Origin of the sequence: Listeria monocytogenes, from assembly GCF_900187225.1 — a bacterium.
GTDB lineage: Bacteria > Bacillota > Bacilli > Lactobacillales > Listeriaceae > Listeria > Listeria monocytogenes.
In genome coordinates, this window is the sequence record NZ_LT906436.1 from 1,847,607 (window position 1) to 1,871,844 (window position 24,238).

The following is a 24,238-nucleotide window of genomic DNA, read 5'->3' on the forward strand; positions in this document are numbered from 1 at the left end:
TAAGGCTGGAACAGAGGTCCCAGCCCTACTATTTGTTTACTCGCCTACAATGGCACGTAATTTATCAATTGGTGTTTGGCGATTTTTATTTCCATAAATGTAACTACCAGCTACAAATACATTTGCTCCGGCATCACGGCATAATTTTGCCGTTTCATGATCCACGCCGCCATCTACTTCAATTTCGATATCTAAGCCTTTTTTATCCACAATTTCCTTGAAAGCACTAATTTTTTCTAGTACTTCTGGGATGAATTTTTGCCCGCCAAAACCAGGATTTACTGTCATAAATAAGACCATATCCAGTTCATTTAAAACATGTTGTAAAACATCGATTGGTGTCGCTGGGTTAAGTACTGCTCCGGCTTTCACACCATAAGAACGGATTAATTGTAATGTGCGATGAAGATGCGTACAAGCTTCGACATGCACGGTAATGTAGTCTGCACCCGCTTTTGCAAATTCTGGAATGTATGTATCCGGGTTTTCAATCATTAAATGAACATCAAGTGGTAGTTTCGTTTCTGGACGAATGGCTTGGACAACAGCAGGTCCAAATGTAATATTTGGAACGAAATGTCCATCCATAACGTCAATATGGATGTAATCTGCACCGCAATTTTCTACTTCTTTAATATCTCTTGCAAGATTTGCAAAGTCTGCACTTAAAATCGAAGGAGCTATTTTTCCCATTCTTAATACCTCGGCTTTCTGTTTTTTAATTCTTGTAAAATTTGGATATAGTGTTTGTAACGAAATTCTGCTATTTCATTTGCTTCAACAGCTGTTTTCACTGCACAACTAGGTTCGTTTTCGTGCATACAGCCACGGTATTTACAACCACTACGTCGATCTTCTATTTCTGGAAAGCAAAATTGTAATGTTTCAGGTTGTAAGTCATCCCATTCGATAGAACTAAAGCCAGGCGTATCAGCGACAAATCCATCGCCAATCGGCATCAGTTCGACATGTCTCGTTGTATGTTTTCCGCGACCGAGTGCGTTCGAAATTTCTGCTGTTTTTAAAGTTAAATCACTATTTAAGCTATTTAGGAGAGTCGACTTTCCTACACCGGATTGCCCAGCGATAACTGCAGTTTTTCCACTAATATAGTCTTTAATTGCTTCTTTATCCGGTTCATCATTCGTAACAAAAACATCATAGCCAATCGCTTCGTAAATGTCTTTGTAAACAGCAATTTGCTCTTTTTCAGATTCTGATGCCAAGTCCATTTTACTAATGCAAATAACTGGCTTGATATCTTCCTTCTCAATAGCTACTAAAAAACGATCCGCAAGATTCGTGGAAAAATCTGGCTCTACTGCTGAAAAAACCAAAATCGCAATATCAATGTTTGCCACGGGAGGCCGTACAAGGGCATTCTCCCGGGACATTACATCTAAAATATAACCATCTGTTTTATTTTCTATTTGAAATTCTACATCATCGCCTACAAGTGGAGAAATATTTCGTTTTCTAAAATTCCCTCTTGCTCGACATTGATATACTTTTCCTTCCGAAAATACATAGTAAAATCCGCTCAACGCTTTGATAATTTGTCCTTCCAGCACATTTCCTCCGTTCTATTTTTAATTTGGATAAGGGACTGTACCTTCATCGATTACTTTATCATCACTGATAATTTTATAGCCTGCGCTAGAACCTTCTTCAATTTGGAAAGTTATTTCTACCGAGGTATTTTGTGTAATGCTCATTTCTCGGTAAGCGCTAGTCATGCTATGGTCTTTATCTTGAATGTAGATTTGAATTTTCTGTGGTTGTGGGTTTTCTTCATCACTTGGTGTATAAGGGATGTTAAATGTTTTAGTTACTTCTTTTACTTGTTTTTCTTTTGGTCCAGCAGAAATGACAATCTCGATTGTATCACCAGAGTTCATTGCTGTTCCAGCTGATGGGGACTGTGAAATAACTTGTCCTTTTTCCACTGTACTTGAGTTCTCTTCTTTACTTGAAACTTTTAGCCCAAGTGGTGAAGCATAATCTTCTACTGCTGTTTTAGTATAACCTCGTAAATCTTTCAGTGTAATTGGCTCTGCACCTTTACTTACGACGAATTTCACATCTGTTGATTTAGCGACTACTTCTGTTCCTTGTGTCGGTGTTTGGCTAATAATTAAGCCTTTTTCAATTTCTGAACTATAAGCTTCCTCCGAAGAAATATTTTTAAATCCCTGTTCTTCAAGTAAAGCTTTTGTATCTGTGTAACTTCTTCCTGTATAGTCATCCATGGTTATTTTTTTAGAACCAATGCTTACGAATAAATTGATTTTTGTTCCTTTTTCTTTCATTTCTCCAGCTTCTGGGTCGGTATTAATTACTTTCCCCTCATCTACTTCATCACTATTTTTTTCTGCTGTTTTACCTATGACAAAGCCTTCTTTTTGAAGTAACGCCACTGCTTGGTCTTCCGTTTTACCAGAAACGTCCGGCACAGCGACTTCATCAGGGCTCTTGCCTAAAAGCCACAGTAGTAAAATACCGATGATAAAAATGATAATGACAGAAGAAACAATGAGAGCAATTTTCTTTTTCTTGCTCATTTTTTTCTTTTTCTTATCTTTTTTCTCCTCAGGAACTACTTCGGCAGCGGCTACTTTTCCTTCTGGAACAATCGTTTTATCAAGGTTTTGCATCGTATCTTTTGTTGCGATGATTGGAATTGCTTTTGTATCACCATCATCTGTTGGGAAAACATATTTTGGCTCGTTCAAACGGTCTTTATTTAAACAAGTTTGCAAGTCTTTTTCCATTTCTTCCGCGTTTTGGTAACGTAAAAATGGATCTTTCGCCGTTGCTTTAATGATAATATTTTCTAAGCTTTGAGGAATTTCTGGATTTTGCGCTCTTGCAGATGGAATATCCGCTTGCAAATGCTTAATAGCAATAGAAACTGCAGACTCACCGTCGAAAGGAACTTTTCCAGTTAATAGTTCATATAGCACGATTCCTAGTGAATAGATGTCTGATTTTTGAGTAGCCATTCCACCACGTGCTTGTTCTGGGGATAAGTAATGCACCGAACCTAGTAAAGAATTCGTTTGTGTAATAGATGTTTCTGAAAGTGCCATTGCAATACCAAAATCTGTAATCTTCACGACACCATCATGATCAATTAAAATATTTTGCGGTTTTAAGTCACGGTGGATAATGTGATGTTGATGGGCGATTGCTACCGCAGAAACGATTTGCAGCATAATATCTACTGCTTTTTCATAACTGATTGGATGATTTTCGTGAATGTACTGTTTTAAATCCATCCCATCTACATGTTCCATTACAATATAGTGTAAATCATTTTCTTCACCAACATCGTACACACTAACAATATTAGGGTGAACGAGACTTGTTGCTGATTGAGCTTCTCGTTGGAACCGACGAATAAGGTTGCTTTCATCTGCTAAATCGATTCGTAAAATTTTTACTGCAACATCTCTATCAAGAATAATATCATGCGCCAAGTACACATTGGCCATTCCGCCGCCGCCTATTGCATGTAAAATCTTATATCGATCGCTTAATCGCTTACCAATCATCATGAAGCATCCCTCCCTTTCTGCGTCAGATCTCGTTCGACTAACAGCACAGTAATATTATCTTCTCCCCCATAAGAATTAGCTTTTGTAATGAATACATCTGCTTTTTCCGAAAGAGTTCGTTTACTTTTTAAAATTTCTTCCATTTCTGTTTCTGGAACCATATTCGTTAAACCGTCGGAACAAAGTAATAACGTATCGCTCGTTTGAAAAGGGACAACAAATGTATCTACTTCCACTTTTCCTTCTACGCCAAGTGCGCGTAAAAGAATATTTTTGCGAGGATGGTTCATAGCATCTTCTTTGCTGATTTCACCTGTTCGAAGGAGTTCATGTACAAGCGAATGATCTTCGGTTAGTTGACGTAAAACGTGATTTTGAAGTAAATAACCACGGCTGTCTCCTACGTTGGCGATAACGACTTGTGACTGCGCCATAATAGCGGCAACAAGTGTTGTTCCCATACCATTTAGATCCATTTCACTTTCCGCATAAAGGACAATTTCTTTATTGACTTCTTGGATTGTTTTTCGCAACCAAGTTTCAATTTCTTCTGCTGTCAAAAGCGCGGTCGTTTCTTTCCATGCGTCGCTTAGTAGACGAACAGCCATTTCGCTCGCCACGTCTCCTGCCCGGTGACCGCCCATGCCATCTGCAACAATGACAATCGGCTGGTTATCTTTATTTTCAAAAACGCCGCCGTTGTCTTCATTATGATGTCTTATTCTGCCTCTATCTGTTCTAAATTCTGCATGCATTTTAAAAGCACCTCACTATTTTTCAGGACTTCACTTTTCTAAGGCTAGAAACGAAGAAACCATCGCTTCCAATATCTGTTGGTAAAAGTTGAATAAAATCGTCCTTCTTGATTTGCGCCAATTTTTCAGGGAGTACTACTGGTTCTAGTGTAAAATCTGGATGTTTTTCTAAGAAAGCGCGAAGAACCGTTTCATTTTCTTCCTTGTCAATGGTACAAGTACTATAAACTAATATACCATTTTCTTTTACTAATTGGCTAACATCATCTAAAATCGCTAATTGAATTTCTGCTAATTTGTGGATATCTTTTTCTGTTTTCGCATATTTGATGTCTGGTTTTCTGCGAAGAACACCAAAGCCGGAGCACGGAGCATCCACTAAAATACGGTCAAATGTTTCTGGCTCAAACATAGTACTCGCTGTTCTTGCATCTAAATGTGCCGTACGAATATTGAGTAGCTGCAATCGTTTGGCGGCCTCATCAATTAGTTTGGTTTTCTTTTCGTGAATATCAAGCGCATGAACCATACCCGTGCCATGCATTTTCTCCGCGATATGGGTTGTTTTCCCGCCCGGAGCCGCACAAGCATCTAATACGGTCAAATTGTCTTCTAGTTGAAGCGCATAAGCTGCAAGCATTGAGCTTTCGTCTTGGATGCTACATTTACCGTCTTTATATGCTTTGGTTTCTGCTACAGACCCTTTTTCAACAAGTAATGCTTCCTCAATAAATTCATTACGTGTCACGGTAATTCCTTGGTCATTTAGCTCTTTAATAAGTTGTTCAGTAGGAATTTCTGTTTGGTTGACGCGGATACTTTGGTGCGGTGCGACTAAGAAAGCGAGACCAATTTCGCGCAGTTGTTCGATGCCATATTGATCTGCCCACCTTTTTGCTAACCATTCTGGCAGACTTGTCTCAACAGCGATTTTTTGCACAGGGTCTTTGATTGCATCTATACTTGGTACTCCTTTTCGGATAACATTACGCAGCACCCCGTTGACGAATTTAGTTACACCTTGGTGCCCCATATTTTTCGCAATATCCCCTGCTTCATTTAAAATCGCGTGTTCAGGAACTTTATCTAAATAGGTTAATTGATAGACGGACATTCTTAGTAGGTTTTTCACCCAGTTGTCGGGTTCTTTATTTAAAAATGGTGCTAAGTAGTAATCAAGTGTAATTTTACGTTGCGTTGTACCGTATACTAGTTCAGTCAAAAGGCCTTTATCAAGCGGATTTAGCTTTTGTTTTTTTAATGCGTCATTAATTAATAAGTGGCTGTATGATTGATTATTTTCGATTTTAATGATGAGTTCTAATGCAATCGCACGAACTGTTTTTTGTTTTTTCATTTATTCACCAAACCTTGTCGTCTTGCTTAAATTTCTGCCAGCTCCGGTCATGAATGAGTGAACATCCATCTTCGGTTTTCCTGCTGGTTGGATTACTGTTGGTACGATGAGCGTGCCGTCGCCTGCTACGATTTTAAGCGTTGTTTTATCTGCTAAAATGGCACCTGGTTCGCCGCCCTCTTTTGTATCTTCATAAGTAGCTTCCCATATTTTAAATGGTTTTTCTTCCAGTGTTGTATAAGCCACTGGCCAAGGAGATAATCCCCGAATTTGATTAAAGATAGTACGCCCTGGTTTTGTCCAGTCGATTTTTTCTTGTTCTCTAGAAATATTGCGTGCAAAGGTCACCTTTTCAGGGTCTTGTGGAGTAGCAGTTATTTTTCCTGCTAAAAAGTCGGGTAATGTATCCATCAATAATTCTGCGCCTAATATGCTTAATTTATCAAACATTGTGCCAGTATTATCTTCATCTGTGATGGGGATTTTACGCTGGCTAATCATATCCCCAGCATCCAATTTCTCTACCATATACATAATGGTAACGCCTGTCTCCGTTTTCCCGTCAAGCAGCGCGTAGTGTACAGGAGCACCCCCGCGATACTCCGGCAAAAGAGATGCATGCACATTAATCGCGCCATGCTTTGGTGATTCAAGTAAACTATTTGGTAAAATTTGTCCGTAAGCTGCTGTTACAAGCAGGTCGGCTTCTAGGGCAATTAGTTCTTCTAATTCGCTAGATGTCCGTAATTTTTCTGGTTGGTAGACTGGAATAGCTAGTTCTAAAGCAGCTTTTTTTACTGGCGGTGGTGTTAAAACTCGTTTGCGTCCAACTGGGCGATCTGGCTGTGTCACAACTGCAACTACATCATATGTGCTGGCTAATTGCGTTAAAACAGGGACAGAAAATTCTGGCGTTCCCATAAAAATAATTTTAGTCATTGGTTTGCTCCTTTTACATTAGTACGTAAGGCTGTACGTCAATAGTTATTGTTAGACCTTTTTGTTGGTCTTTTTGATAATGGGTAATTAATGTTTTTAGTTCTTTTTTTAAGTTTGGTTCGATTTTATATTTAATGATGCACTGGTAGCGATATTTATTTTTAATTCTAGTGATTGTACTAGGAACAGGGCCCAGAATCACGGCGTCTGGGCCGAGCTTCCCTCGTAAGAACTGGGCCATTTCTTGAATGGTTCGAATCGCTTTCATTTCATTTTCATCGCTGACATTAATCATTGTTAAGTAATAAAATGGCGGGTATGAACCCATTTTCCGCAGTTGCATTTCGTGGTTATAAAAACCGATGAAATCATGTTTTTTGGCGAATTCAATACTGTAATGTTCTGGGTTATAGCTTTGAACGATGACTTCCCCTGTCCGCTCATGTCGACCTGCTCTCCCGCTTACTTGAGTGAGGAGCTGGAAAGTTCGTTCCGAAGCGCGAAAGTCTGGTAAATGAAGCATTGTGTCAGCATTCAATACGCCTACTAAAGTAATATCTGGAAAATCTAGTCCTTTAGCAATCATTTGTGTTCCAAGTAAAATATCGGCTTCGTGATTGCGGAAGCTTTTGAGTAATTTTTCATGGGCACCTTTTGTTCTAGTTGTATCAACGTCCATCCGGATGACGCGCGCTTCTGGAATTAATTTGGTTAGACTTTCTTCTACTTTTTGTGTACCTGTGCCAAAATAACGAATATGCTCGCCCTCGCAGCTCGGACATTTTTGCGGAACACGTTCTTCATGTCCGCAGTAATGGCATTTCATTTGGTTGCTCGATTGGTGATAGGTGAGCGAAATATCGCAGTTCGGACATTCCACAACATAACCACAATCACGGCACATCACAAAGGAGGAGTAGCCACGGCGATTTAGCATTAAAACCGTTTGTTCTTTTTTGGCAATTCGATCTTTGATTTTTTCTAGCAATTCAGTCGAAAATTCGGTGCGGTTTTCTTTGCGTAATTCTTCGCGCATGTCGACAACGCTCACTTCTGGCATCGCCCGATCATTAACCCGGCTAGGAAGTTCGATTAACGTATACACGCCCTTCTTCGCTCTAGCAAAAGATTCAAGGGACGGCGTGGCGCTTCCGAGAACTACTGGACATTGATATTTTGTTGCACGCCAAATGGCTACATCTCTTGCGTGGTAACGCGGATTATCTTCTTGTTTGTAACTCGCTTCGTGCTCTTCGTCGATAATAATAATGCCGAGATTTTCAAACGGTGCAAATACGGCGGAGCGAGCCCCAACGACAACGCGCGCTTCTTTACGTTCAATTTTACGCCATTCGTCGTATTTTTCACCGGAAGAAAGTGCACTGTGCAGTACCGCTACCTCGCTTCCAAAACGACTTTTGAATCTCTCTACCATTTGCGGAGTAAGGGAAATTTCTGGTACTAAAACGATGGCTTCTTTGCCTTCTTTTAATTTTGCTTCGATAGTTTGTAAATAGATTTCGGTTTTTCCGCTTCCGGTAACCCCGTGTATTAGGAATGTTTCTTGACCAGTTGCTGCGGTGATTTTCTTACAAGCTGTTTGTTGATCTGGTAATAACTGAAGCGATTCACTTTTTTCAAATTGGTGGTTTTCATAGGGATCCCGCGAAATAATTTTTTCTTGAATGGAAAGCATCCCTAAATCAACTAATTTTTTAATCGTTGCATCAGTTGTTTCCGCTTGTTTTTTTAACTCGGCTGCTGTAATTTCGTTGCCTTCAAGAGCTTGAAAAAATGCGAGTACACGTGATTGTGCTTTGGCATTTTTCGGCATATCTTCTATTATTTCAGCTAGTTGGTGTGGTGCTTTTAGGCAGCTCACAACGCGAACTTTTTTGTTGGTGATTTTATTTTTCACTTGGTAGACAACTTCGACGCTGCCTTCTCGCACCCATTTGCCAATTTGTTTGAGCAAACCACGTGCTTCGGCTACTTTCCAATCAAGCGTTTCATAACCTTCAAATAGCTGTTCTAGTTCTTCGTTTTCCTCATCTAAGCGCAAAAAATATTTTTCATATTTTGCTCGTAGCGCGGCTGGTAACATGGCTTGGTAAGCAGACACCCGGAAACTCAGCGTATCTTCTGCTAACCAATCGCCTAGCTCCATCAATTCTTCATTTAAAACGGGGGCTAAATCCATCACCCCGTCAATGCCTTTTAATTTGGGATTTTCTTCTGTTTCTCCAAGAGCAATGACAAATCCTTGTATTTTACGATTTCCAAATGGGACACTTACTCGCATACCTGGACGAATAAGTTCTTCTAAATCTTCTGGAATATAGTAGTCAAATGGACGATCCACTTGCATGGCTGGAACGTCCACAATTACTTTCGCAATATTAATCATTCGTTCACTTCCTTAAAAAGTTAGCGGCTTCTTTGATGATATGTTCAGCAACTTCTTTTTTGTCTAGTATCGGTAACGCTTCACTGGAACCATCTTTCCGGTAAAATGTCACGATATTCGTGTCACCGGAAAAGCCTGCTCCGGCCTCACTAATATTGTTGGCAACAATCATATCGGCATTTTTGGAGGTTAGTTTTTTACGTGCGTTTGCTTCTACATTTTCTGTTTCAGCGGCAAAGCCAATCACGACTTGCTCCGAAGTTTTATGTTGACCGATTTCGAGTAAAATATCTTTGGTTCGTTTCATTGCTATTGTAAAATCACCAGGTTGTTTTTTAATCTTTTGGTCTGAGACTTGCGCTGGCGTGTAATCGGCAACTGCTGCGGTCATCACAAAAATATCTTGTGACACTTTACGTTCATTCACAGCTTGATGCATTTCCTCTGCCGATTCGACATAGATTGCTTCTACTCCATGCGGTACGGGAAGTGCCTTACTTGTAGTAATTAGTGTAACATTCGCACCGTGACGCGCCGCAGATTCTGCTATGCTAAAGCCCATTTTCCCAGTTGAATGGTTGGTGAAATAGCGTACTGGATCTAATTTTTCGCGAGTTGCGCCGGCTGTTACTAGCACATTTTTCCCTTGAAGGAGGTTTTTATCTTCTTGAAAAAATTCAGCAATACGAAGAACGATTTTTTCTGGTTCTTCAAGACGACCGCGACCAACGTAGCCACAAGCTAAGTAACCTTCTTCTGGCTCGATAAAACGGACACCGTCTGCGTATAATCGATTAATATTCCGAATAACTGCTGGATGCTGAATCATGTGGACATTCATTGCTGGTGCTACCCAAACTGGTGCCTCTGTTGCAAGAATGGTTGTCGTTACCATATCATCCGCGATGCCATTTGCCATTTTACCAATCACATTTGCAGTTGCAGGTGCAACGATTACTAAATCGGCCCAATCGGCTAAATCAATATGTGCGACTACACTTGATTTTTTTTCGTCAAATGTATCTGTGTATACATCATTTTTAGATAATACTTGGAACGAAAGCGGTGGAACAAATTCTTGTGCATGTGCTGTCATCATTACTTTAACGTTTGCACCCGCTTGCGTTAATTTACTTGTAAGTGCGACTGCTTTATAAACAGCAATGCCACCGGACACTGCGAGTAAGATATTTTTTCCTTGCATTGATAAGTCACCTCATTTTTAATATAAAAAATCATTAATTCTATTATACCTTAAATTAAGACAGGACAAAACCATGAAGAAACTAGATTTCAGCTTATTTTTATTGCACTTGTGGCTAACAAAAAAGCTCCGCAGGAAAGCGGAGCAGTTAAGCTTATTTATCATCGTTTTGTAAAACTAATTTTCCAGCGTGAATTTCTTCTAACGCTTTCCCAACAAATTTGTCGGATTGGTAGCTCGGCAATACGCCTTTATCATTTTCCAGTTGCATGTAGCGTGCGCGTTTAGCAGCCACTGTAACTAGCGAATATTTTGAGTCGATTTTTAACAATAAATTATCAATTGATGGATATAACATCATTGTAATCCCTCCAACATTTTTTTGTAGCGATGAATTACTCGCTCAGTTTTTAAGTGTTCTGTTTCGACGATGCCTTTGATTTTTTGTACGGCGTTTGCTACAACATCATTCACCACAGCATAATCATAAGACGCCATCATTTCGATTTCTTTCTTAGCTGTTTCCATGCGTTCCTCGACAACTTCCATCGATTCTGTGCCGCGACCGATAATCCGGTTTTTTAGTTCGGATAAATCTGGTGGCGTTAAGAAAATGAAAATTCCTTCTGGCATCGCTTTTCGAACTTGCATTGCTCCTTGCACTTCAATTTCGAGAAAAATATCCACTCCTGCGGCAAGTTTTTCCTCGACATATTCAAGCGGAGTGCCGTAATAATTACCGACGTACTCTGCATATTCTAACATTTTTCCGTCTTTGATAGCTTGTTCAAAAACTTCTCTTGAACGAAAATAATAATCGACCCCGTCTTGTTCGCCTTCACGCGGAAGACGCGTTGTCATAGAAATAGAATAATCAAAACTTGTTTCCGGATCTTTAAAAACAGCTTCCCGAACAGTTCCTTTACCTACTCCAGATGGACCTGAAAGTACAATTAACAGTCCTCTTTCTGTCATCATTTCCCCTCCTGCATATCATTCCACATTTTGCACTTGTTCTCGAATTTTTTCAAGCGTTGTTTTCATTTCTACCACTTGTTCAGTGATTTTTAGAGAACTAGCTTTGGAGCCAATCGTGTTGACTTCGCGGTTCATCTCTTGAATCAGAAAATCTAGCTTTCGTCCGATTGGTTCTTCGAGTAAAATAATACCATAAAATTGCTTTAAATGGCTCTTTGTTCGTTCGACTTCTTCGTTAATATCTGCCTTTTCAAGTAGCATTGCGACTTCGGTAAGAACGATACTTGGATCAAATTGGTCGCCTACAACGTTTTGTAAACGTGTTTCGATTTTTTCTTGATAATGTTTTTCTGTATTTGGAATTTCAGCTTGGATGATCTCCAAGCTATTCTCAAGTGCGGCGAGATGTTGTTTGAAATAAAGCAGCAGTTCTGCTCCTTCCATACTTCTCATCTCATCCAGTCGCTCGGTTGCGCGAGCTAGTGTTTCTAAAACTAATCGCTCTAGTTCGCTACTTGCTTCCACTTCTTCCTCAATAGAAAGATAGGCTTGTTCTTGCAGTAAATCACCCATAGTTGGTAATTCTTGTAATTCATATCTAGCGCTTGCTTGTTTGATAAAACGGTAATAGCTGTCTGCGAGGTCCCAGTCAATATGTAGTTCACGTTTTGCGATTTGCTCTCCCGTGATGGAAAAGAAAACTTCAATTCTACCACGTTTGATTTGCTTACTTATAGTTTTTTTTAATTTCCCTTCTAAATAAGCGAGTTGCTTTGGCATCCGAAAAAGGAATTCGGAGTAGCGGTGGTTGACTGCTTTTAATTCAATGGTTACTTTGAACGCTTCAAATTCTTTTGTGGCACGCCCAAATCCCGTCATGCTTTTCACCATTTGGCAAGACACCTTTCATAACTTAAAGTTCCCTCTAAGATTACTTGAAATTTGTTCTGACTTCTTATTATACCAAAGCTACTCCTTGCATACAATACATTTTCGGAATGTATGTTAAAATAGAAAGTAACTAACTCACAAAGGAATGAATAACTAATGGCGTTTGATGCAATGTTTTTAAAAGCAATGACCGAAGAACTTGCCGAGCACGGAGAAAGTGGTCGCATTATGAAGATCCACCAACCGTTTTCGCATGAACTTGTTTTATATATTCGAAAAAACCGTGAAAATAAACGTCTACTTATTTCCTCGCATCCTAGCTATGCGCGCATTCAGTGGACAGATGATATTCCTGAAAACCCAGCAACACCGCCGATGTTTTGTATGTTACTGCGGAAATATTTAGAAGGTGCAATTATTGAGTCGATTACGCAACTTCCTAATGAACGGATTTTACAATTTAGTATTCGTGGCAAAGATGACATCGGCGAAAACCGTTTTTGTGATTTATTTGTAGAAATTATGGGACGGCATAGTAATATCACCCTTGTTGACCGTGCGAAAAACGTGATTGTTGATTGTATTAAACACGTTTCCCCAGCGCAAAATAGCTACCGAACACTTTTGCCGGGAGCGACGTATGTTTTACCACCAGCAACGGATAAACTGAATCCATTCGAGGTTACTTCGGAGCAGATTCTGGATAGACTGGATTTCTCAGCAGGTCGAATTGATAAACAACTCGTTCAAAACTTTGCGGGATTCAGCCCTTTGCTTGCTCGTGAAATTGTGTTTCGCGCTGGAAACTTAACGGCAGATTCGCTTGTCGCTGCCTTTTTTGAAGTAATGGGACTTGTGAACGACCATCTAGGAAGTGCCGCTGTTCCAAACGAGTGGCGCATCCAAAATAAAGAAGATTACTATTTCTTCTCGCTCCGTCATGTCGATGCGGAGATTACGGAATTCGCCAACTTGAGTACTCTTCTAGACCATTTTTATATCGGTAAAGCGCGTCGTGATCGCGTTCACCAATTCGCGCATGATTTGGAAAAACTATTATCTAATGAACTGGCTCGCAGTAGACTGAAAATCGAAAAACTCGAAAATACTTTACTCGAAACAGAAAAAGCAGATGTTTATCGTATCCAAGGCGAACTTCTAACTGCCAACCTGCATTTAATGGAACGTGGGATGGAAGAAATTACCGTCGAAAACTTTTACGATGATATGAAGAAAATGACGATTCCGCTTGATACTAGAAAAACACCATCCGCCAATGCCCAAAGTTACTTTAGCCGTTACCAAAAACTGCGTAATGCCGTCGAAGTAGTGAAAGAGCAAATCGCACTCACAAAAGAAGAAATCACTTACCTAGAATCTGTGGAATCCCAACTAGAAACGTCCGGCCCGCAAGATGTGGAAGAAATCCGCCAAGAACTCGCTGAACAAGGCTATCTTCGTTACAAACAGAAAAAAGGCAGCCGTAAAAAAGCGACTTTACCTGCTCCAGAAAAATATACTTCTTCGACCGGCTTAACGATTTTAGTCGGAAAAAATAATAAACAAAATGATTATTTAACGAATAAATTAGCTAGGAATAATGAATACTGGTTCCACGTGAAAGATTTGCCTGGTTCGCATGTGGTGATTCAATCGAATAATCCAGATGAGACATCGATTACAGAAGCCGCAATGATTGCCGCCTATTATTCGAAAGCGCGCCTTTCAGCAACAGTCCCCGTCGACGGCACGCTTGTAAAACACGTGAAAAAACCAAATGGTGCCAAGCCTGGTTATGTCATTTATGATAACCAAACGACTTATTTCGTTACACCTGATGAAAAGCTCGTTTTAGAGTTAAAAAATTAACGGTTCCTTCGTGGAGCCGTTTTTTCTTTCTAATTTTAGGGTAGATGTGTACTGACTTTACTTTTTTATTGGAAGGATGATAGAGGAATGAAAATTTTATTAATTGGGGCTTCTGGTACACTTGGATCTGCGGTGAAAGATCGTTTGGAGAAAAAAGCCGAAGTGATTACTGCTGGTAGACATAGTGGTGATGTGACGGTGGATATTACGAGTATTGATAGTATCAAAAAAATGTACGAACAGGTCGGAAAAGTAGACGCGATTGTTTCAGCCACTGGAAGCGCCACTTTTTCTCCTTTAACAGAATTAACTCCTGAGAAAAATGCGGTAACAATTAGTAGTAAATTAGGTGGTCAAATTAATTTAGTTTTACTGGGCATTGACTCATTGAATGATAAAGGAAGCTTCACCCTTACTACTGGGATTATGATGGAAGATCCAATCGTCCAAGGGGCTTCTGCTGCGATGGCAAATGGCGCGGTTACAGCTTTCGCAAAATCTGCTGCGATTGAAATGCCGCGTGGAATTCGGATTAATACAGTGAGTCCGAATGTATTAGAAGAATCTTGGGACAAACTAGAATCATTTTTCCAAGGTTTCGTTCCCGTTCCAGCTGCAAAAGTCGCTCGTGCGTTTGAAAAAAGCGTCTTTGGTGCACAAACTGGTGAAAGTTATAAAGTATATTAATCGAAAAAGAAGCTCACCCGTAACAAAGGTGAGCTTCTTTCTATTTACCCCATTTTTCTGGGTTTTTCTTCCATTCTTTTAATGTTTCCATATCTTCACCAGTCACGTAATTTTCATTTAAAGCTACTTCAATTAGCTCATCGTAGTTCGTTAATGTTACTAGTTTTGTACCAGATTCTTCTAGCAATTGTTTTCCTTTAGCAAGTCCATATGTAAAGATGGCCGCGATTCCAACTACTTCCGCTCCAGCTTCTTCCAACGCTTCCACTGCTTTTAATGAACTTCCACCAGTCGAAATCAAATCTTCAATTACCACTACTTTTTGCCCTTTAGAAATTGGTCCTTCAATTTGATTCCCTTTGCCGTGTTCTTTAGCTTTTGATCGGACGTAGACCATTGGTAAGTCTAGTAAATCACTCACCCATGCAGCATGTGGAATCCCCGCAGTCGCGGTGCCTGCAACAACATCTACTTCACCAAATGTTTGCTTGATTTTTTCGGCTAATGACTTGGCGATAAACTGACGGACTTTTGGAAAGCCTAGCGTTAGGCGATTGTCGCAGTATATAGGGGATTTAATTCCAGATGCCCAAGTGAAAGGCTCATTTGGTTTTAAAAATACAGCTTTAATTTCTAATAATTGCTCAGCTACTTGTTTTTCGATGCTCATGCATTCCACTCCTTTAAAACTTGATTATACGCTGCTACCGGGTCGTTTGCGCGCGTGATGGAACGACCAACGACAATGTTTGACGAGCCAATCAAACGTGCTTTTTCTGGTGTTACGACACGAATTTGATCGTCTGCCGTGTCACTTGCCAGTCGGATGCCTGGTGTTACACGTAAAAAATCAGCGCCATTTTGTTGTTTAATATCTTCTGCTTCTAGCGCGGAGCAAACGACACCGTCTAAACCAGCTTGTTTCGATAAATTGCTATAATGCATGACGGATTCAAGCAGACTTGTTTTTATTAATTGTTCCGTTTGCATGTCTGTCTCACTTGTACTTGTCAGTTGTGTTACGGCGATAATTTTTGGACGTTTGCCACTTGGAGAACCTATTTCCAGACCTTCCTTGGCAGCTTCCATCATTTTCTTCCCACCAGCCGCGTGTACATTAACCATATCAACGCCTAGTTTTGCCAAGCCAATCATTGCACTTTTGACAGTGTTCGGGATGTCATGCAGTTTTAAATCTAAGAAGATTTCATGATTTTGTTGCTTTATTTTTTCAACAATGACTGGACCGTTGCTATAAAAAAGTTCCATGCCAACTTTCACGGATAGCGTTTCTCCTGAAAATTTGGCTAAAAAGGTCTCTACTTCTTCGTAAGTCTGGAAATCTAGCGCGATAATTGGTTTATTCATTGATTTGTTCGCTCCTTTTTAAGATCTTGTAGGGAAGAAATACCGAGTGCATCCATTCGCTTTGGTAATTCGGAAATTAATTTCTGACAAATAAATGGATCGGTAAAATTCATCGTGCCTACTGCGACTGCATCTGCTCCGGCAATTAAGAATTCTAGTACGTCATCTACTGTTTGCACACCACCCATGCCAATGATAGGGATGTTACTTACCGCGCGGACTTGGTGAATCATCCGGATAGCTACAGGTTTAATCGCTGGACCAGAAAGACCACCTGTTCCATTTGCGATGATTGGTTTTCTTGTTTTTAAATCAATACGCATGCCAAGTAAGGTGTTAATCATCGTCAGTCCATCTGCACCAGCCGCTTCAATTGCTTGCGCGATGGAAACAATATCCGCTACATTCGGTGATAGTTTTACATAAACAGGGACACTTGCGACATTTTTCACGGCTTTCGTTAAACGGTGCGCAACTTCCGGGTCTGTTCCGAATGCGATACCCCCGTGTTTCACATTGGGGCAGGAAATATTGAGTTCGATTGCTTTCACTGCTTTTGATTCCCCAATTCGGGCGCAGACTTGGACATAGTCATCCTCCGTTGCACCCGCCACATTAGCGATAATCGGCGTTTCAAATTGTTCTAAAAATGGGAGCTCATGCGCTAAAACATGTTCAAGACCTGGATTTTGTAAGCCAATTGCATTCAGCATTCCGCTTGCGGTTTCCGCTACTCGCGGAGTGGGATTTCCGAGTCTAGGTTCTGGCGTCACGGCTTTGGCCATAATCGCTCCAAGTTCATTTAAATCATAGTATTTGCTATATTCTTGTCCGAAGCCAAAACATCCTGATGCTGGCATAATCGGATTTTTGAGCGATAATCCGGGAATTTCTACAGCTAATCGGTTCATAACTTCACCTCATCCGCACGAAAAACTGGACCATCTTCGCACACTTTAAATTGCTTGTTCGTATCATCCGTTTTTGGACAAACACAAGCGTAACAAGCACCGATGCCACAAGCCATTCGTTCTTCTAATGAAAGATACGTTTTCGTTTCTGGAAAACTAGCTTTCACTGCTTGGAGCATCGCTTTTGGTCCGCAACTGTAGATGACATCTGGTTCTTCTGGGAAATTTTTCGTAATATCTGTGACGAAACCCTGTGTTCCAAGCGAACCATCCACTGTCGCAATATGCACCGTGCCATACTCCGCCATTTCTTGTGCATAAAAACTATCTTTCGCCGATTGGAACCCATTTACAAACATGACTTGTACGCCTTTTTCAGCTAACTCTTTGCCGAGCTGGTACATGGGAGGGACACCGATTCCGCCGCCGATTAAAAGAGCGGTTTTTGGCGCGGGAGTAGTATCAATATCGAAGCCCCTTCCAAGCGGACCTAACACATCGATAGTATCCCCTTCTGAAAGTTTACTGAAATCTCTTGTCCCATCACCCTCTACCCGGTACAACAGAATGCATGTCTTTGCGGTTTTATCGTAAGAACAAATACTTATCGGTCGTCTCATAAGTAAATCAGAACGACTCGGTTTCAGCATTAAAAACTGTCCCGGCGACATGTCTGCTACACATTCCCCTGTTAAAATTAGTTCGTATACTTTATCTGCAATTTCGGTTTGCTGAATGACTTTCATTTCCGTCTGTAACACGGTTCCACCCCGTTTCTTCTATTTATACACGTGATTTCGGTTGTTTTACTTCGCTGGCATTCATCGATTCGAGTTCAAAAGAGCGTGATTCAAGTACACGTAAGATTGCTTCTGCTGTATCAAGTGATGTACAAACTGGAATGCCATTTTCGACAGATTCGCGACGAATTTGGAAGCCATCACGTTCTGGACGTTTACCTGTTGTTAAGGTGTTTACTACGAGCGTAACTTGTCCATTTCGGATGTAATCAATTAACGTTTCTTGATTCTCACCAATTTTTTTCACTTGTGACACTGGAATGCTTGCTTCTTCTAATGTGCTTGCCGTTCCTTTGGTTGCCATGATGGTAAAGCCTATGCGATTAAATCGCTTCGCTAGTTCTACTGCTTCTTCTTTATCGCGGTCAGCTACAGTTAAAAGTACGGTTCCATAGTCATGCATCGTTGTCCCGCTCGCAACAAAACCTTTATAGAGTGCTTTTTCAAGTGTCACATCTTTACCCATAACTTCACCAGTTGATTTCATTTCAGGTCCTAGCGATGTATCAACACTACGCAATTTCGCGAAAGAGAACACTGGCACTTTAACAAAAATTTCTTGTTTTTCTGGGGCAAGCCCTGGCGTGTAACCAAGGTCGATTAAATTCTCTCCTAAAATCACTCTTGTCGCCACATTCGCCATCGGAATTTCCGTTATTTTACTTAAAAATGGCGCCGTCCGGCTTGAACGCGGATTTACTTCAATAACAAAAACTTCTTCGCCGTCCACGACATATTGAATGTTTAGCATCCCGATGATGTTTAATCCAGTTGCTAATCTCGTTGTATAATCGACAATCGTGTTTTTCACTTGAATGCTTAAACGTTGCGCTGGATAAACCGCAATCGAGTCTCCTGAATGGACGCCAGCACGTTCGATGTGCTCCATAATTCCTGGAATTAAGACGTTTACACCATCACTGATTGCGTCCACTTCTACTTCTTGCCCACTTACGTAACGGTCTACTAAAACTGGGTGTTTTGGATTTACTTTTACCGCATTTGTCATATAATGTTTTAACGCCTCTTCTGATTCCACAATTTCCATTGCCCGGCCGCCAAGTACGTAAGATGGACGTACTAGAACCGGATAGCCAATGTCTGTCGCTACTGTAATTGCTTCTTCTACCGATGTAGCTGTTTTACCAGCTGGTTGTGGGATTTGTAAGATTTCTAGCGCTTTTTCAAAGGCATCACGGTTTTCCGCGCGGTCGGTATCTTCTAAACTTGTACCTAGAATTTTCACGCCGCGTTTTGCTAGACCGTCTGCTAAATTAATCGCTGTTTGTCCGCCAAATTGCACGACAACTCCTAATGGTTGTTCGATTTCAATGACGTGCATTACATCCTCTAATGTCAAAGGCTCAAAGTAAAGTTTGTCCGAGATACTAAAGTCAGTCGAAACTGTTTCTGGATTATTATTAATGATAATTGCTTCATAGCCCGCTTGTTGAATGGCCCACACTGAATGCACTGTCGCATAGTCGAATTCCACCCCTTGCCCAATCCGAATCGGTCCAGATCCGAGTACAATCACGCTTTCTTTCGCTGATCGTGTAGACTCATTTTCCTCTTCATATGTGCTGTAAAAATAGGGTGTTGTCGATTCAAATTCTGCGGCACATGTATCAACCATTTTGTAAACCGGGAAAAGATTTTGCGCTTTTCTTAAGTCATAAATCGCTTGTTCATCAACATTCCAACAAGTTGCAAGGAAAGCGTCAGAAAAACCTGCCTGTTTCGCTTCTGCCAAAATTTCTTGGTTTTGCGGATTTTCTTTGATACGATTTTCAAGTTCGATTGTTTTACTTAATTTATATAAGAAGAATAAATCTATTTTAGTTTTCTCGTGGAGTTGTTCGATTGTTTGACCACGGCGCAAAGCTGCTGCTAGGAAGAATAAACGATCATCTTCTGGGAAGCAAATCTTGCGTTCTAATGTTGCTTCGTCAGCATTTTCCGCTTCTTCAAGCAACAAATGGTCAGCACCAATTTCTAGGGAGCGAACTGCTTTTAGAAGTGCTTCTTCCCATGAACGGCCAATTGCCATGACTTCACCAGTTGCTTTCATTTGTGTTCCAAGGCGACGATCCGCTTGCTCAAATTTGTCGAAAGCAAAGCGTGGGATTTTCGCAACAACATAATCTAGCGTTGGTTCAAAGTGGGCGAAAGTTGTTCCTGTTACTGGATTTCTCACTTCATCAAGTGTTAAGCCAACTGCGATTTTCGCTGCAAGTTTGGCAATCGGGTAGCCTGTCGCTTTGGAAGCTAGCGCAGAGGAACGACTCACACGTGGGTTTACTTCAATAACGTAATAGTTATAACTATCTGGATCGAGTGCCAGCTGAACGTTACAGCCACCTTCAATTTCTAGTGCGCGGATAATTTTCAACGACACATCGCGCAACAATTGGTATTCGCGGTCGGAAAGCGTTTGGCTTGGTGCGACAACAATCGAATCGCCTGTATGTATGCCGACTGGGTCAATATTTTCCATGTTACAAACAACCATTGCGTTATTGTTCGCATCACGCATTACTTCATATTCCACTTCTTTAAAACCAGCGATACTTTTTTCTAGTAAACATTGTGTTACTGGACTCAGTTTTAAACCACTTGTCACCGTTTCAATTAATTCTTGTCCATTGTGGCAAATCCCGCCACCCGAGCCACCAAGCGTATATGCTGGGCGAACGATAACTGGGTAGCCGATACGTTCAACAAAAGCATAAGCTTCGTCCAAATTATGAATAATGTCGCTTTCTGGCACTGGTTCTCCTAGCTCATTCATCAAGTCTCGGAATGCTTCACGGTCTTCCGCTTTTTTAATCGCCGTTAAATCCGTCCCAAGTACTTCTACGTTACATTCATCCAAGATTCCAGCAGCAGAAAGTTCCATTGCCATATTCAACCCCGTTTGTCCCCCAAGCGTTGGTAAAATGGCATCCGGGCGTTCTTTTCGAATAATGCGTGATACAAAATCGAGGGTTATTGGCTCAATGTAAACTTTATCTGCCATTTCTGCATCTGTCATAATCGTCGCTGGATTCGAGTTCACTAAAACTACCCGGTACCCTTCTTCTTTCAAACTCAGGCAAGCTTGTGTTCCAGCATAATCAAACTCTGCCGCCTGTCCAATAACAATTGGGCCAGAACCGATTACTAGAATTGTTTTTATATCGTCGCGTTTAGGCATGTAGTTCACCCTCCTCTTTCCCATTCATCATTTCCATAAATTCATCAAATAAGTAGTTGACGTCACTTGGCCCTGGGTTTGCTTCTGGGTGATATTGTACTGTATAGGCTGGATATTCTTTATGTGCCAGCCCTTCTACCGTTTCATCATTTAATTCAATGTGTGTTACTTTTAAATCTGTTCCAATAAGTGAATCTTTTTCTACTGCGTAACCGTGGTTTTGTGCAGTAAAATCAACACGTCCAGTGGCTAGTTCTTTCACCGGATGATTCGCGCCACGATGCCCGAATTTCAGTTTAAATGTATCTGCTCCGTTCGCAAGTGCAAACAATTGGTGCCCTAAGCAAATTCCGAATAGTGGCAGTTTGCCTTGAATGCCGCGAATCATTTCTAATGCTTCTGGAACATCTTTCGGGTCCCCAGGTCCATTGGATAACATCACGCCATCTGGGTGCATTGCAAGAATTTCTTCGGCGGATGTGTTGTAAGGAACGACCGTCACATAGCAATTACGTTTATTTAATTCTCGCAAAATCGAACTTTTCACACCATAATCGACAAGTACAACCCGTTTACCATCTCCTGGGCTTGCAAATGCTTTAGCGGAGGAAACTTCGTGTACTTGATCGACCGGCAAACGAACAGAACGGAGGTGGTGTAGCAGTTCCTCTTTGTCTGCTGTTTCTGCTGCTAAAATACCTTTTAGTGTGCCTTCTTTACGAATTAGTTTCGTTAATTTACGTGTATCAATTCCCGCGATACCTGGAATGCCTTTTTCTTTCAAAAATTCATTTAATGTAATTTGGTTGCGCCAGTTGGAAGCGAATTCTGCAGCTTCACGTACCACAACCCCTTTCACAGCAGGATTAATAGATTCAAAATCATCACGGTTTACCCCATAATTTCCAACGAGAGGATACGTAAAAGTAATAATTTGACCATAATAGGAAGGGTCTGTGATAGTTTCTTGGTAGCCTGTCATTCCCGTATTGAAGACAACCTCACCAATGGTTTCTTTTTCACTACCAATCGCATCACCGATAAAATAATTGCCATCTTCTAGCATTAAAATTCGCTTTGTCATTTAATTTCCCCCTCATTGTATACAAGCGTTCCTTCTGCAAACGTGGCTACTGGCCAACCAATACATGTTTCTCCAACAAATGGTGTGTTTTTTCCTTTTGAATAAAAAGTGTCTGGGTCAATATTCGCTTCTTTTTCTAAATCAAGTACGACTATATCTGCTACGCTGCCTTCTTCTAATTTCCCGTATGGCAGTTTAAAGCATTCCGCTGGTTTCACAGTCATCCAGTCGATTAGCTGTTTTAATGTCCATTCGTTCGTTTTAACAAAATGTGTATATAGTAATGGGAATGCTGTTTCTAGACCTACAATTCCGAAAGCAGCTTGCTCCATCGGTACATTTTTTTCTTCCGCAGCGTGTGGAGCATGATCAGTTGCGATAAAATCTATCGTACCATCCAGTAAGCCTTCTAAAAGTGCCGCCCGATCTTCTTTGCTGCGAAGTGGGGGGTTCATTTTCCAATTACCATCATTTCCTGGAATAGCTTCTTCATCTAAAATTAAGTGATGTGGTGAAACTTCAGCAGTGACACGAATTCCCGCCCGTTTTGCATCTCGCACAACACGAACAGATTCTTTTGTTGAAATATGACAGACATGATAATGACAACCTGCAGCTTCTGCTAGTAAAACGTCACGTGCGATTTGGACAGATTCAGCAATATTCGGAATGCCTTTAAGTCCTTCTTTTTCAGCAAAAATCCCGTCATGGACAACTCCACCGTATATAAGTGAGTTATCTTCACAGTGAGCCACAATTGCCATATCTAGTGCTGCCGCTCGTTTCATCGCCTCGTACATAGTTCCAGCTAGCTGCACGCCCACCCCATCATCGGTGAAAGCAAATGCCCCGGCTTCTTTTAAAGCTTCGAAATCTACTAATTCGTCCGTTCCGAGGCTTGTCGTAATCGAAGCATATGGCAATACGCGAACTTCCGCTGTTTCTTTGATTTTTGCTTGTAAATTTTCCATTACTTCTTTGGAATCTGGAACAGGTTTTGTATTTGGCATCGAGCAAATTGTCGTATAACCACCACGTGCCGCCGCTTGTGTTCCGGTCAAAATGGTTTCTTTATGTTCCCCGCCCGGCTCACGAAGATGTACATGGACGTCGATAAAACCTGGGGCAATTAATTTCCCGGTCGCATCAAATTCCTCGCCGCTTGTTACTTCAATGGAATCCGCAATCAAATTGACTTTACCGTTTTGAATAAGTACATCTTTGTTTTCCAGTTCACCTGACGCGTTTAATACTTGCCCATTTTTTAATACGTACATAATTTCGCCCTCATTTCCTGTTCTTTTAAAATAGCTTCCAAAATGGCCATTCTTATAAAAACGCCATTTGTCATTTGCGTAACAATGCGTGATTTTTCGCTTTCAACTAAGCTATCAGCGATTTCCACATCTCGGTTTACAGGACTTGGGTGCATAATAATCGCATCTGCTTTTAGCTTTGCCGCCCGCTCAATCGTTAAACCAAATTTTTCGTGATAGCTTTCTTTCGTAAACGCCTCTGTTCCACTATGGCGCTCATGTTGTACCCGTAATAGCATCATCACATCAACTTTTTCTACCATCTCATCGACCGGCAAGTAGGTGCCATATGCTAAGCAACTTTCGTCAAACCATTCTCTCGGTCCCGAGAAAAACAGTTCCGCTCCAAGTCTTTTTAGCACTTTCATATTGGAATTGGCGACTCGGCTGTGCCTGATATCACCAGCAATCGCTACTTTCAACCCTTGAAAAGTACCAAATTGCTCCTTTATCGTAAATAAGTCGAGTAATGATTGGCTCGGATGTTCCCCACAGCCATCCCCGCCGTTTACAATAGCAATATCTAAGTTTTCAAGACCCTCGTAATAGTTTTCTTCTGAATGCCTGATTACTGCCACATTCACTCCAACTGCTTGCATGGTGAGCAGAGTGTCGTAGAGCGTCTCCCCTTTGGTCATGCTAGAGCTCGCAGCATCAAAGGAAACCACCTCGACTCCTAACTTTTTCTCCGCTACTTCAAAACTCGTATGTGTTCTCGTACTTGGTTCAAAAAACATATTGACCGCGAAAGTCTGTTCATTAAAAGTCGCTTTTTTCCCGCGTTTAAACTGTGCCGCCTGCTCTAATAAATGCTCGATTTCATGGACGGTTAATGCTTCCATTGACAACAAATTTTTCATTTAAAGCGCCACCTTTTCTACTTCATTTTATAGAAAAACCTCTGGCGTATTCTATCTGC

20 protein-coding genes and 1 pseudogene are annotated in these 24,238 nt (G+C 40.9%); 2 read left to right on the forward strand and 19 right to left on the reverse strand.

Annotation, left to right across the window (positions count from 1 at the left end; genetic code table 11):
* Positions 1-36 precede the first annotated feature (36 nt).
* The 11 genes from rpe to CKV70_RS09425 all read right to left on the reverse strand — a co-directional run bounded on the left by rpe (position 37) and on the right by CKV70_RS09425 (position 12,088).
* A complete protein-coding gene (gene rpe, locus CKV70_RS09375) occupies positions 37-693 on the reverse strand; it encodes a ribulose-phosphate 3-epimerase (RefSeq protein WP_003723062.1) in 657 nt (218 codons plus the stop codon).
* A 2-nt stretch (positions 694-695) separates the two neighbouring features.
* Positions 696-1,571 carry a ribosome small subunit-dependent GTPase A gene (gene rsgA / locus CKV70_RS09380; RefSeq protein ID WP_014600943.1) on the reverse strand — a complete coding sequence of 292 codons (876 nt, stop codon included), beginning with the start codon at positions 1,569-1,571 and terminating at the stop codon, positions 696-698.
* 18 nt (positions 1,572-1,589) lie between these two features.
* The gene (gene pknB, locus CKV70_RS09385; RefSeq protein WP_014600944.1) at positions 1,590-3,557 is read right to left on the reverse strand and encodes a Stk1 family PASTA domain-containing Ser/Thr kinase; all 1,968 of its coding nucleotides are present in this window, start codon (positions 3,555-3,557) and stop codon (positions 1,590-1,592) included.
* Positions 3,554-4,312 (reverse strand): Stp1/IreP family PP2C-type Ser/Thr phosphatase, encoded by a 759-nt coding sequence (locus tag CKV70_RS09390; protein ID WP_003723065.1) that lies wholly within the window; start codon positions 4,310-4,312, stop codon positions 3,554-3,556. The genes pknB and CKV70_RS09390 overlap by 4 nt, the downstream gene beginning before the upstream one ends.
* Positions 4,313-4,334: 22 nt before the next feature.
* A complete protein-coding gene (gene rsmB / locus CKV70_RS09395) occupies positions 4,335-5,669 on the reverse strand; it encodes a 16S rRNA (cytosine(967)-C(5))-methyltransferase RsmB (RefSeq protein ID WP_003733095.1) in 1,335 nt (444 codons plus the stop codon).
* Positions 5,670-6,608 carry a methionyl-tRNA formyltransferase gene (fmt, locus tag CKV70_RS09400; protein WP_009930505.1) on the reverse strand — a complete coding sequence of 313 codons (939 nt, stop codon included), beginning with the start codon at positions 6,606-6,608 and terminating at the stop codon, positions 5,670-5,672.
* A 13-nt stretch (positions 6,609-6,621) separates the two neighbouring features.
* The gene (gene priA / locus CKV70_RS09405) at positions 6,622-9,015 is read right to left on the reverse strand and encodes a primosomal protein N' (RefSeq protein ID WP_010989822.1); all 2,394 of its coding nucleotides are present in this window, start codon (positions 9,013-9,015) and stop codon (positions 6,622-6,624) included.
* Between the two features lie 4 nt (positions 9,016-9,019).
* Positions 9,020-10,219 (reverse strand): bifunctional phosphopantothenoylcysteine decarboxylase/phosphopantothenate--cysteine ligase CoaBC, encoded by a 1,200-nt coding sequence (gene coaBC, locus CKV70_RS09410; RefSeq protein WP_010989823.1) that lies wholly within the window; start codon positions 10,217-10,219, stop codon positions 9,020-9,022.
* Positions 10,220-10,373: 154 nt separating this feature from the next.
* Positions 10,374-10,577 carry a DNA-directed RNA polymerase subunit omega gene (gene rpoZ, locus CKV70_RS09415; RefSeq protein WP_003728294.1) on the reverse strand — a complete coding sequence of 68 codons (204 nt, stop codon included), beginning with the start codon at positions 10,575-10,577 and terminating at the stop codon, positions 10,374-10,376.
* On the reverse strand, positions 10,577-11,194 hold the full coding sequence (gene gmk, locus CKV70_RS09420) for a guanylate kinase (RefSeq protein ID WP_003725659.1): 618 nt from the start codon (positions 11,192-11,194) through the stop codon (positions 10,577-10,579). The genes rpoZ and gmk overlap by 1 nt, the downstream gene beginning before the upstream one ends.
* 18 nt (positions 11,195-11,212) lie before the next feature.
* Positions 11,213-12,088 (reverse strand): YicC/YloC family endoribonuclease, encoded by an 876-nt coding sequence (locus CKV70_RS09425; RefSeq protein WP_010989824.1) that lies wholly within the window; start codon positions 12,086-12,088, stop codon positions 11,213-11,215.
* Positions 12,089-12,244: 156 nt separating this feature from the next.
* On the opposite strand from CKV70_RS09425, the gene fbpA reads away from it, so the two are divergent.
* Together fbpA and CKV70_RS09435 are read left to right on the forward strand one after the other, a co-directional pair.
* Positions 12,245-13,957 (forward strand): Rqc2 family fibronectin-binding protein FbpA, encoded by a 1,713-nt coding sequence (gene fbpA, locus CKV70_RS09430; protein ID WP_003723073.1) that lies wholly within the window; start codon positions 12,245-12,247, stop codon positions 13,955-13,957.
* Positions 13,958-14,044: 87 nt separating this feature from the next.
* Positions 14,045-14,644, forward strand: coding sequence for a short chain dehydrogenase (locus CKV70_RS09435; RefSeq protein WP_003723074.1), 600 nt, complete (start codon positions 14,045-14,047; stop codon positions 14,642-14,644).
* A 40-nt stretch (positions 14,645-14,684) separates the two neighbouring features.
* On the opposite strand, the gene pyrE is transcribed toward CKV70_RS09435, so the two are convergent.
* The 8 genes and pseudogenes from pyrE to CKV70_RS09475 all read right to left on the reverse strand — a co-directional run bounded on the left by pyrE (position 14,685) and on the right by CKV70_RS09475 (position 24,179).
* Positions 14,685-15,314 (reverse strand): orotate phosphoribosyltransferase, encoded by a 630-nt coding sequence (gene pyrE / locus CKV70_RS09440; RefSeq protein ID WP_003723075.1) that lies wholly within the window; start codon positions 15,312-15,314, stop codon positions 14,685-14,687.
* Positions 15,311-16,012, reverse strand: a complete 702-nt coding sequence (gene pyrF / locus CKV70_RS09445; protein ID WP_003723076.1) for an orotidine-5'-phosphate decarboxylase — start codon at positions 16,010-16,012, stop codon at positions 15,311-15,313. The genes pyrE and pyrF overlap by 4 nt, the downstream gene beginning before the upstream one ends.
* Positions 16,009-16,923 carry a dihydroorotate dehydrogenase gene (locus tag CKV70_RS09450; protein ID WP_014930982.1) on the reverse strand — a complete coding sequence of 305 codons (915 nt, stop codon included), beginning with the start codon at positions 16,921-16,923 and terminating at the stop codon, positions 16,009-16,011. Before CKV70_RS09450 ends, pyrF begins: the two co-directional genes overlap by 4 nt.
* A pseudogene (locus CKV70_RS09455) lies at positions 16,920-17,687 on the reverse strand (dihydroorotate dehydrogenase electron transfer subunit); the annotation flags it as partial. The gene CKV70_RS09450 and the pseudogene CKV70_RS09455, both read right to left, overlap by 4 nt.
* Before the next feature lie 19 nt (positions 17,688-17,706).
* A complete protein-coding gene (gene carB / locus CKV70_RS09460; RefSeq protein WP_003723079.1) occupies positions 17,707-20,919 on the reverse strand; it encodes a carbamoyl-phosphate synthase large subunit in 3,213 nt (1,070 codons plus the stop codon).
* A complete protein-coding gene (locus CKV70_RS09465) occupies positions 20,912-22,003 on the reverse strand; it encodes a carbamoyl phosphate synthase small subunit (protein WP_003723080.1) in 1,092 nt (363 codons plus the stop codon). Before CKV70_RS09465 ends, carB begins: the two co-directional genes overlap by 8 nt.
* A complete protein-coding gene (locus tag CKV70_RS09470) occupies positions 22,000-23,280 on the reverse strand; it encodes a dihydroorotase (RefSeq protein ID WP_012951791.1) in 1,281 nt (426 codons plus the stop codon). Before CKV70_RS09470 ends, CKV70_RS09465 begins: the two co-directional genes overlap by 4 nt.
* Positions 23,268-24,179 (reverse strand): aspartate carbamoyltransferase catalytic subunit, encoded by a 912-nt coding sequence (locus CKV70_RS09475; RefSeq protein ID WP_014600946.1) that lies wholly within the window; start codon positions 24,177-24,179, stop codon positions 23,268-23,270. Before CKV70_RS09475 ends, CKV70_RS09470 begins: the two co-directional genes overlap by 13 nt.
* Positions 24,180-24,238: the final 59 nt, after the last annotated feature.